This window comes from Psychroserpens sp. BH13MA-6, from assembly GCF_052983595.1.
This window is the reverse complement of record NZ_JBRJGE010000004.1, coordinates 290,478-301,041: the sequence shown is the minus strand read 5'-3', so window position 1 is coordinate 301,041 and position 10,564 is coordinate 290,478. Positions and strand designations below refer to the sequence as shown.

The following is a 10,564-nucleotide window of genomic DNA, read 5'->3' as shown; positions in this document are numbered from 1 at the left end:
AAATTATCTTAACATTTATATAGACAATACACGTATTGTCAGCAAAAGCGCAAATACATTTGCGTGTAAGCTTAAAATCAAATAGACATCCTGACAAACAGAATATCAACGCTTAGAATGACATCATTCTAAAATCAATAAATGTGCTAATAATCAATTGTTGTGCTATCAAACAATTTTTAGGTAAGAACAGTAAGTTTATTGCTATTATGAAACTTACTATTGGGTTAAAAATGAGCGAAACTCACCTTAACTTACTTTCAAAAGTATATCATAATAAACTGACTGCCAAATAAATTTATTCTTTTTTTTCAGATCAAACAGTTCAACATTTTTTTCTGCATTTAATCGAAAAGCAGATCATTTTCGATGTAAAAATCGTCGATGAAATGCAGCGTGTTTTTCATTAAAATATAAAAAACCTCATCTTCTTTAACGAATGGCACCGCAGCTCTATAACTATCTAAAAATGTTTCAATTAACGGAGAGGAAGTCAAAGGCTTCCTGAAGTAAATAGCTTGTGAAGCATTTAGTAATTCAATAGAAAGTATGTTCTTGACATTTCTGACGATCTCAAAACATTGTGTTGCAGCATTTGCACCCATACTTACATGGTCTTCTTGACCATTACTTGAGACAATACTATCGACACTAGCTGGCGTGGCTAATTGCTTATTGGCACTTACCATACTTGCAGCCGTATATTGTGGTATCATAAAGCCTGAATTCAATCCTGGATTATCTACTAAGAAAGCCGGTAAGCCTCGCAATCCAGATACGAGCTGATAAGTTCTCCTTTCTGAAATATTGCCTAATTCTGCCATTGCGATTTTCAAATAATCCAATGCTAGGGCTAAAGGTTGTCCGTGAAAATTACCTCCAGAGATAATTTCATCCTCTCCAATAAAAATGTTTGGATTATCTGTTACCGCGTTAATTTCAGTTTTAAAAACTTTATGAACAAAATCCAATGTGTCTTTTGTAGCTCCGTGAACTTGAGGAATACATCTGAAAGAGTAAGGATCCTGAACATGGGATTTTTCTTGTTTTATTAATTCACTTCCCTCTAAAAATTCACGAATACGTTCTGCTGTTTTTAATTGGCCTTTGTGAGGTCTCACCAAATGCACTAATTCGTTAAATGGTTCTATTCTCCCATCGAATGCTTCAAGCGAAATACTGCCAATGAAATCCGCGAAATAAGAAAGTTCATAAGACTTCATTAGTAAATCAACACCATAGGCACTCATAAATTGGGTCCCATTTAAAAGGGCTAAGCCTTCTTTCGATTTTAATAAAATTGGTTCCCAATGAAACTTTTTCAAAATGTCTTTTGCACTATAGACCTCATTGTCATAAATAACTTCACCTTTAGAAATTAGAGGCAAGGCTAAATGAGCCAAGGGTGCTAAATCTCCAGATGCTCCTAGAGATCCTTTTGTATACACGATAGGATAAACATCGTGGTTAAAAAAATCAATTAATCGCTCCACTGTTGCTAGCTGTACACCACTATGTCCATAACTTAGGGACTGAACTTTCAACAACAACATTAATTTCACGATACTATTTGGCACTCTATCTCCTGTACCACATGCATGTGACATGACTAAATTCTCTTGTAATATCGTCAAATTATCTTTCGAAATCTTGACGTCACATAAAGATCCAAAACCCGTATTGATACCATAAATGGGTTTGTCTTGATGTTTTACTTTTTCATCTAAATAATCTCTACACGCTTTTATCTTCTCTACGGCATTTTGGGAAAGTTCTATTTTTTTGTTTTGAAATATGATGTCTCTTATAGTGGATAATTCTAAAATATCAGAAGAGATATAATGTATAGCATTCATAGGATTGATTTACGGTATCAAAATTCTGAATAACATATCGACTTTGCAAAAAATGTTAATAATTTATAAAGTTTATTCTTAGTACTTAATAATCTGTATTTTTGAGCGACTAATACTTATACTATGAAAAAAATACTCATGATCATTTGCGGACTCTCGATAGTTGCTTGTCAGCAAGATCCTAAAATTGATTACACCGTTATTACAGGAAAGGTTGAAAACACCAAAGCGACCACTGTCGAAATCAACAATGCCGATTACACTAAAGTAATAACGATAGATGCGTCTGGCACTTTTACAGATACGCTTGATATTCCAGAGAGTGGATTTTACACCTTATCCATTGGACGTGAATACACACCTATTTATTTGAAAAAAGGGAATGAATTAGCGATGTCTCTAGATGCCAATCAATTTGATGAATCTATCAAATATACTGGAGAAGGCGCTATTGAAAACAATTACTTGGCGACCAAAACTTTAAATAATATAGAAGTTATGACTAACGCTAGGGAGTTTTATTCTTTGGAAGAAGAGACATTTTTAAAGGAACTCTCTAAAATTAAAAATAATAATGAGTCGCAATTAGGACAGTTAACTGAAGCTGATCAAGATTTCTTGGCTACCGAAAAACAAAATTTGGTGTACGACAATTATGCGATGCTCAATACCTATGCGGAACGTCATGGCAGCTATACCAATAAACAGGATTTTAAAGTGTCCGAGGGATTCATCCCTAATGAATTGGAAAACATGGCATTTGATAATGAAAAAGCCTATAAATCTTCAAGCTCTTATAAAAATATGGCTTTTACAGATCTGATGAATTCCATATTTGAAAATATTGGAGATGACATAACAGAAGTTGATGTGTCTGACTTAAAACAATTAAAAGAAGTTAAAATTCAAGCATTGAAAAACGATGCCATTGACTATTTAGGGAGTTTTTTAATCTCACCAGCCAATCCGAATATGGAAGCTATTTATAGCTTTTTTAAAGAGAATTCTACTGATGAAGATGACATCAAATCCTTGACGGAAACCTTTGATAAGAATAAAGATTTGATCAAAGGTAAACCATCGCCTCAATTCGTAAACTATGAAAACCATGAAGGAGGAACCACATCCCTCTCTGATCTTAAAGGCAAATATGTTTATGTGGATGTTTGGGCGACTTGGTGCGGACCATGTATTAGAGAAATTCCTTCTTTAAAAGAAGTGGAGAAAAATTTTCATAACGAAAATATCGCTTTTGTGAGTGCTTCCATTGATGAAAAGAAAAATCATGATAAATGGGTAACGATGGTTGATGACAAAGAATTAGGTGGCATTCAATTGATGGCAGATAATGATTGGAATTCACAATTTGTGAAGGATTACGCCATACAAGGCATCCCGAGATTTATATTAATTGATCCGAATGGAAATATCGTAAGTGCAGATGCACCTAGACCTTCGAATCCGAAATTAACAGAACTATTGAAAAATGAGTTAAATTCAGATAAAACAGCTAAAATGTAGTCCAACAATAACTTCTAAAAAAAAGAGCCACTGACATCAGTGGCTCTTTTTTTTTAGGATTTTTTGTCTTGATTGTTTGCTGCTTCTTCTTCAGGTTCTTTTTGCGGCTCTGGCTCTTCAGGCTGTCGAAACAAATCAATATACGCGTCACCCAAGGCTTCAATGATATGACTTGCAATCAAGCTTTGATATCCTAAATCTTCAATAGCGATATCTGCTGCCTTCCCATGCAAGTAAACGCCAAACACAGTTGCTGAGAGTGCCTCATAGCCTTGCGAAATTAATCCAGTAATAATGCCTGTTAGAACATCACCAGAACCTGCGGTTGCCATACCAGGATTGCCGGTTGTATTAATATAGTATTTATCCTGAAATACCGTAATAGTATGTGCGCCTTTTATGACCACAATCACCTGATACTTTTTTGAAAATTCCTTAGTCTTTTTAAGTTTATCAAAATCATCCTTCCAATGACCGATAAGGCGCTCCAATTCTTTTGGATGCGGTGTTAAAACGGTGTGCTCCGGCAGCAGTTTCAACAAACTCTTTTTCTGAGCCAAACAATTTAATCCATCTGCATCAATAACCATTGGACGTTGATGCTCCTTTAAAAATGCCTCAAGTCCTAAAATGGTTTTCTTGTCTGTCCCCATACCTATACCTAAACCAATAACCGTTGGCTCAAACGTCACATTGATATTAGAAATTATTTGTTCATCTTCCCCTGTAATCACCATTGCTTCAGGTAAGGCAGTTTGCATGATTTGATAACCGCATTTTGGAATATAAGCCGTCACTAAACCAGCTCCTATAGATAATGTTGCTCTACTAGCGAGCAATACCGACCCAATTTTACCATAACTTCCACCAACAATCAGGGCATGTCCATACGTTCCTTTGTGCGCATATTTCTGACGAGGTTGATAGAGGGGTAAAACTTCAATCTTACCTATCAATTCAGCTGTGGTTTCCGTCGTAAATAAAAATTCTCTGTCGATACCAATATCCAGCACTTCCCATTGTACCGTGTACTTGGCCGTATCAGGTAAAAAGAATACTAATTTTGGCGCTTGAAAACTCAAGGTATAATTAGCCCAAACCACGCCATTTTCATCTTCCGGAATCTTGTCTGTATAGACACCCGATGGAATATCAATTGACAATGTAAACGCTTTACTATTTTTGAAATGTACAAATAGCGTTTTCACCCAATCATTGGCTGGTCTATTAAGTCCGATTCCAAAAACAGCATCTACAATAATATCGTCTTTATGTATCTCAGGGAAATCAGCTTCACAGGCCATCATCTCTGGCCATTCCTTGGTGGTTTGTTTGATTCTATCGTAATTAATTAAAAAATCTTTAGAACGTTTATCACTGCAATTCACAATATAAGTTGTCACATTATAACCGTGCGTGAGTAAATGCCTCGCCACAACCAAACCATCACCTCCATTATTCCCAATCCCACAAAACACATGAATTGGTACTTGCGCACCTTGCATTCTAACATGCAACCAATTAAAAATTTGTATACCAGCACGCTCCATTAATTCTGTGGAAGAAATATTCTGCTTTTTTGCTGTTAACGCGTCTCCTTGATAAATTTGTTCTTTTGAAAATATTTTCATCTATATCCTTTTAAATCAGTTGTTAAATTGTGATTATTTTTCATTTTAATTGCTAATTATTTTATGAACCATGTGTTAAACTGAAAAAAACGCAAAACAACCCTTTAAGTTTTTTTATTCTTGTAAAAATAATACTTTTGAAAGGTATAGTCTATGAAAATGTCACATCAAGTACAAATATCTTTACAGAATAGCATCACCATGATTTTTGGGATGACTTTTGGCATTATGACCCTTAGGGGTTAATCGTCTATCATTTCTTCAGCACCACAGTGATCCTATGATATAGGAATTTAATCAGCAACGCATTTTATTAAAATACTACCAATGAATGTTTTAAAATTTGGAGGAACCTCAGTAGGTTCAGCACAAAATATAAATAATGTCATAGAAATCTTAGGAAATTATTCAAAAACCGAAAAGGTCATTTGTATCGTTTCTGCGGTTGGTGGCATTACAGATAAACTACTCAAAGCTGGTGAACTTGCTCAAAATAAAGACTTGGACTACCAATTGGAATATGCATTCATTTCGAAAAAGCACCACAACATTGTTTCAGAATTGATTCCTTCTCATCAGAAGAAAGTCGTAGAGGAGCTCGATAAAACACTGGAGGCATTAAAACAGCTTCTCGATGGTATTTTTCTCATCAATGAAGTATCTCCTAAAACCTCAGATAAATTGGTGAGTTTTGGCGAACTTCTTTCCTCTTTCATTATTTCTGAAACGATGAAAAGTAGAGGCATGAACTGCCTGAGAAAAAACAGTCAGGAACTCATTGTAACCAATTCAAACTTTACCAAAGCGGAAGTACTTTATGAGCAAACAAATGCCAACATCAAAACCTATTTTTCTGATGCCCAACAAGCTATTACCATTCTTCCTGGATTTATTGCGAAATCGTCATCTGGAGAGCAAACAACGCTTGGTCGTGGTGGGTCAGATTTTACAGCGGCCATAATCGCAGCTGCCTTACAAGTTAATCGACTAGAAATATGGACAGATGTTAGTGGTATGTATACGACGAATCCAAAAATAGTGAAACAGGCGTTTCCTATTAAGCAGCTCTCGTATCAGGAAGCCATGGAGCTTTCACATTTCGGTGCTAAAGTCCTTTATCCGCCAACCGTACAGCCAGTGTTAGATTTAGAAATTCCAATTCATATTAAAAACACACTAGAGCCTCAAGCCGCAGGCACCATAATCTCTAATGATTTGAATGGCAATACAGGAGCCGTAAAAGGGATTTCCAACATCAACAATATTGCGCTGTTAACACTTCAGGGAAATGGCATGGTGGGCATCCCAGGATTTTCCAAGCGTCTATTTGAAACTTTAGCTCAAGAAAAAATTAACGTGATTTTTATCACACAGGCCTCTTCAGAACATTCAATTTGTTTTGGCATCGATATCAACGACTCATTACAAGCTAAATCAGCCATAGATGAGATTTTTGACAATGAAATATCGCTGCACAAAATCGATCCAATTATTGTGGAAACGGATTTGTCGATTGTAGCATTAGTAGGTGACAAGATGAAGAGTCACCAAGGGATCAGTGGGAAAATGTTCAGTACATTGGGTAAAAACAATATTAATATCAGAGCCATCGCACAAGGGGCTTCAGAAAAAAACATATCAGCAGTGATTGCAGAAAAAGATGTCAAAAAAGCACTAAATGCATTGCATGAACGCTTTTTTGAAGATAAAACCAAACAACTCAATGTTTACATAACGGGTGTTGGAAATGTTGGTGAACGCTTAGTAGAGCAAATTAAACAACAGAAGAAATACCTCAAAGAGCAATTAAAAATTAATCTTAAAGTCGTAGGCCTTTCCAATTCCAGAACCATGATTTTTGACGATGGCGGTCTCTCATTAAAAGATTGGAAATCGCAACTTAGCAAAGGAGAAACCGCTTCACTCGATGGCTTCCTAAAGAAAGCGAAAGCATTCAATTTACGAAACAGTATTTTTGTGGACATTACTGCCAATAAGGACGTTTCAAAATTGTATGCCAACTATCTCAAAGAAAGTATCTCTGTAGTGGCCTGTAATAAAATTGCTTGTTCTAGTGCTTTTGAAAACTACAATGAATTAAAAGAATTATCTCGCAAATACAACGCGCCTTTTTTATTTGAAACGAATGTTGGCGCTGGTTTGCCTGTGATTGACACACTGAATAACTTAGTAGCTTCAGGTGACAAAATCACCTCTATCCAAGCTGTTTTATCTGGTAGTCTCAACTTTGTTTTCAATAACTTTGATGCTTCTACCAAATTTCACGATGTGGTCAAACAAGCTCAAAAAGAAGGCTATACGGAACCTGATCCTCGGATTGATTTGAGTGGTGTTGATGTTGCAAGAAAAATTTTAATTTTAGCTCGCGAAAGTGGAACAACAATGGAACTTGAAGATATTGAGAATAATTCCTTTTTAACTGAAAGCAACTTGAACAGCGGATCTGTAGATGATTTTTATCAGAGTTTACTACAAGATGAATCACATTTCCAGCAACTGTATAGCTCAGCAAAAGCTAACGGTTGTCAATTGAAGTACGTCGCTGAGTTTGATGGTGAAAATGCTAAAGTAGGCTTAAAAGAAATCCCTGAAGGACATCCTTTTTACAATCTGGAAGGAAAAGATAATATTGTGATGTATTTCACGAAGCGCTATCCCGACCAACCTATGATAATCAAAGGGGCTGGTGCTGGTGCAGATGTAACGGCATCAGGACTATTTGCCGACATCATAAGAACAGGTAACAAATAATGGAACGTATCAAACTATTTTCGCCAGCAACAGTGGCTAATGTCTCTTGTGGCTTTGATGTCTTAGGGTTTTGCCTTGATTCAATTGGAGACGAAATGGTGATCAAAAAAACCAAAGAAAAAGGATTGAAAATCACGAAGATTGTCGGATTTGATCTTCCTTTCGAGATTGAAAAAAATGTGGCGGGTGTCTCAGCTTTAGCACTTCTAGAAGACGCGAAACCTGATTGTGGTTTTGAAATTGAAATATACAAACGCATTAAACCAGGTAGTGGCATCGGAAGTAGTTCTGCCAGTGCTGTTGGTAGTGTTTTTGGAATAAATGAGTTGTTGGGCAGACCTTATAACAAGCTTGAACTTACTTATTTCGCTATGAAGGGTGAAGCTTTGGCAAGTCAGTGCGAGCATGCCGATAATATTGCTCCTGCCCTTTTTGGTGGTTTTACTCTTGTAAAATCAGTTGCACCTTTAAATGTACTTCAGTTACCAACACCTGAAAATTTGTTTACTGTAATTATTCATCCTCAAATAGAGATTAAAACATCAGAAGCTAGAGCTATCTTACCCGATGCTATTCCATTGAAAAATGCCATTACACAATGGTCAAATGTGGGAAGTTTTGTTCATGCCTTGCACACGAGTGATTATGACTTACTTAGTCAATCTCTCCATGATGTTGTGGTTGAGCCCTATCGCAGTCGGTTAATCCCACACTATCAAAACGTAAAAGAAACTGCTTTAAATCATGGTGCTCTGGGTTGTGGGATTTCGGGATCGGGACCTTCAATTTTCAGCTTATGCCATGGAGAAAAAGTGGCTCAAAATGTTGCTTCTGCCATCAAAAACATATATTCTCAAACCAATATTGCTTTCGAGATTTACGTATCACGTATTAATACGAAAGGTGTAAACATACTATAGATGAATTATTACAGTCTCAATAAACAAGCACCTAACACCAATTTTAAAGATGCCGTAATTAAAGGGCTTGCTCCTGATAAAGGTTTATATTTTCCTAGTGAGATTAAACCCTTATCTGCTACTTTTTTTGAACAAATTGACCAATTATCACCTGTAGAAATTGCATTTGAAGCCATCAAACAATTTGTGCTACCAGACATCCCTGAGCCAAAGTTAAAAGCAATCGTAGAGGACACTTTAAATTTTGATTTTCCTGTGGTACCATTAAACGAACAAATCTCAACCTTAGAGTTGTTTCATGGACCAACGATGGCATTTAAAGATGTTGGTGCACGGTTTATGGCGCGATGTCTCGGCTATTTTAACGAAAACAATAACGAAGACGTCACGGTACTAGTAGCGACATCTGGTGATACTGGAGGTGCTGTCGCTAATGGATTTCTAGGTGTCAAAGGGGTAAATGTCGTGATTCTTTATCCGTCAGGAAAAGTGAGTGCTATTCAAGAAAAGCAATTAACAACTTTAGGTAAAAATATTACGGCCCTAGAAGTCGATGGCGTCTTTGATGATTGCCAAGATATGGTCAAAAAGGCGTTTTTAGACACAAGCATTACGGATCATATGCAATTGACATCTGCCAATTCCATCAACGTGGCGCGATGGCTTCCACAAATGTTCTATTTTATGTTTGCTTACAAGCAGCTGCACCGAAAGTATGAAGATATTGTTTTTTCTATTCCTAGTGGTAACTTCGGAAATATTTGTGCCGGAATGATGGCGCAAAAATTAGGATTGCCCATTAAACATTTCATCGCAGCGAATAATGCTAACAACGTCGTGACCGAATACCTTCAAACGAAACACTACATACCGAAACCTTCTATTCAGACCATCAGTAATGCGATGGACGTTGGGAATCCGAGTAACTTCATCCGAATTCAGGAAATTTACCAACATAATTTTGAGCTATTGCAAAATAACTTATCTTCCTTCAGTTTTTCAGATAATGAGACTAAAGCTGCTATGACTGAAATTTATGAACATTATCACTATATAGCTGATCCTCATGGTGCCGTCGGATATTTAGGATGCAAAGCGTATGCAGAGAAGCATCCTGATGCACATTGTGTGTTTTTAGAAACAGCGCATCCCACAAAATTCTTGGACGTCGTTGAAGAAACCATCCAAACAACTATGGAACTTCCAGACCAAATAAAAGCTGTTATGGATAAAAACAAAGTGTCTAAAAAAATAAGTAACTATGAGGATTTAAAAACGTTTTTATTAAAGATGACCTAATCTTTATTAAAAGGATTTTTCTTTTTCCAGCATCCCTTGTTCATCGTAAAACTTCCAATGGCCTACTTTTTTAAAGTTTTCAATCGGCCCTACTTTTCTTAGATAGTACTCACAACGTTTATAACTGTAGCGATAAACCTTTTTGGTCGCTAATACCTTTGTTTCTTTAAACGAATTAGCCATGAATGCATCTACCGTTTTAGCATTGGTATCAATTGATTTGACGTCTATTGATTCCAACAAATTCCCTTCGGTATCAAAATACTTATAGGACAAATAGTTCCCATAATCATCAAATTGAGAATCTGTAATCACACGTCCTTTTTTATCGTATTGCACAAAGCTACCAGCAAAAAACTCATACATGTAATCATCATAGACATAAATTAATTTCTTACCCGTTTCCTTAGGAAGTCCATTAGAATATGTGTCATTGATAATAATGGAATCCTTTAAAACAAAGGCGTCTACATAATGTTTATAAGATTGAGAATGCTGTGCTTCGACTTTAAAAAACACAAGAAAACAAACGAATGAGCTTAAGACGAACTTCATTTAGAATGCT

At 36.2% G+C, this 10,564-nt stretch carries 7 protein-coding genes; 4 read left to right on the top strand and 3 right to left on the bottom strand.

The annotated features are described in order from the left end of the window. Window positions 1-344 precede the first annotated feature (344 nt). Entirely contained in the window at window positions 345-1,856 is a 1,512-nt protein-coding gene (gene hutH, locus ACU8DI_RS10405) for a histidine ammonia-lyase (protein ID WP_447112711.1), read from the bottom strand. Between the two features lie 123 nt (window positions 1,857-1,979). Here hutH and ACU8DI_RS10400 point away from each other — a divergent pair, with 123 nt between their 5' ends. Further along, on the top strand, window positions 1,980-3,377 hold the full coding sequence (locus ACU8DI_RS10400; protein WP_447112710.1) for a TlpA family protein disulfide reductase: 1,398 nt from the start codon (window positions 1,980-1,982) through the stop codon (window positions 3,375-3,377). A 53-nt stretch (window positions 3,378-3,430) separates the two neighbouring features. On the opposite strand, the gene ACU8DI_RS10395 is transcribed toward ACU8DI_RS10400, so the two are convergent. Continuing rightward, entirely contained in the window at window positions 3,431-5,008 is a 1,578-nt protein-coding gene (locus ACU8DI_RS10395; RefSeq protein ID WP_447112709.1) for an NAD(P)H-hydrate dehydratase, read from the bottom strand. Window positions 5,009-5,335: 327 nt separating this feature from the next. On the opposite strand from ACU8DI_RS10395, the gene thrA reads away from it, so the two are divergent. From thrA to thrC, 3 genes are read left to right on the top strand one after another with little or no spacing between them, the layout of a single operon-like run. Continuing rightward, window positions 5,336-7,780, top strand: coding sequence for a bifunctional aspartate kinase/homoserine dehydrogenase I (gene thrA / locus ACU8DI_RS10390; protein ID WP_447112708.1), 2,445 nt, complete (start codon window positions 5,336-5,338; stop codon window positions 7,778-7,780). After that, window positions 7,780-8,700 carry a homoserine kinase gene (locus tag ACU8DI_RS10385; protein WP_447112707.1) on the top strand — a complete coding sequence of 307 codons (921 nt, stop codon included), beginning with the start codon at window positions 7,780-7,782 and terminating at the stop codon, window positions 8,698-8,700. The genes thrA and ACU8DI_RS10385 overlap by 1 nt, the downstream gene beginning before the upstream one ends. Then, window positions 8,701-9,999: a threonine synthase gene (gene thrC / locus ACU8DI_RS10380; protein WP_447112706.1), complete on the top strand. Its 1,299-nt coding sequence runs from the start codon at window positions 8,701-8,703 to the stop codon at window positions 9,997-9,999. It abuts the gene before it with no gap. Window positions 10,000-10,005: 6 nt separating this feature from the next. On the opposite strand, the gene ACU8DI_RS10375 is transcribed toward thrC, so the two are convergent. Continuing rightward, window positions 10,006-10,554 (bottom strand): hypothetical protein, encoded by a 549-nt coding sequence (locus ACU8DI_RS10375; protein ID WP_447112705.1) that lies wholly within the window; start codon window positions 10,552-10,554, stop codon window positions 10,006-10,008. Window positions 10,555-10,564 lie beyond the last annotated feature (10 nt).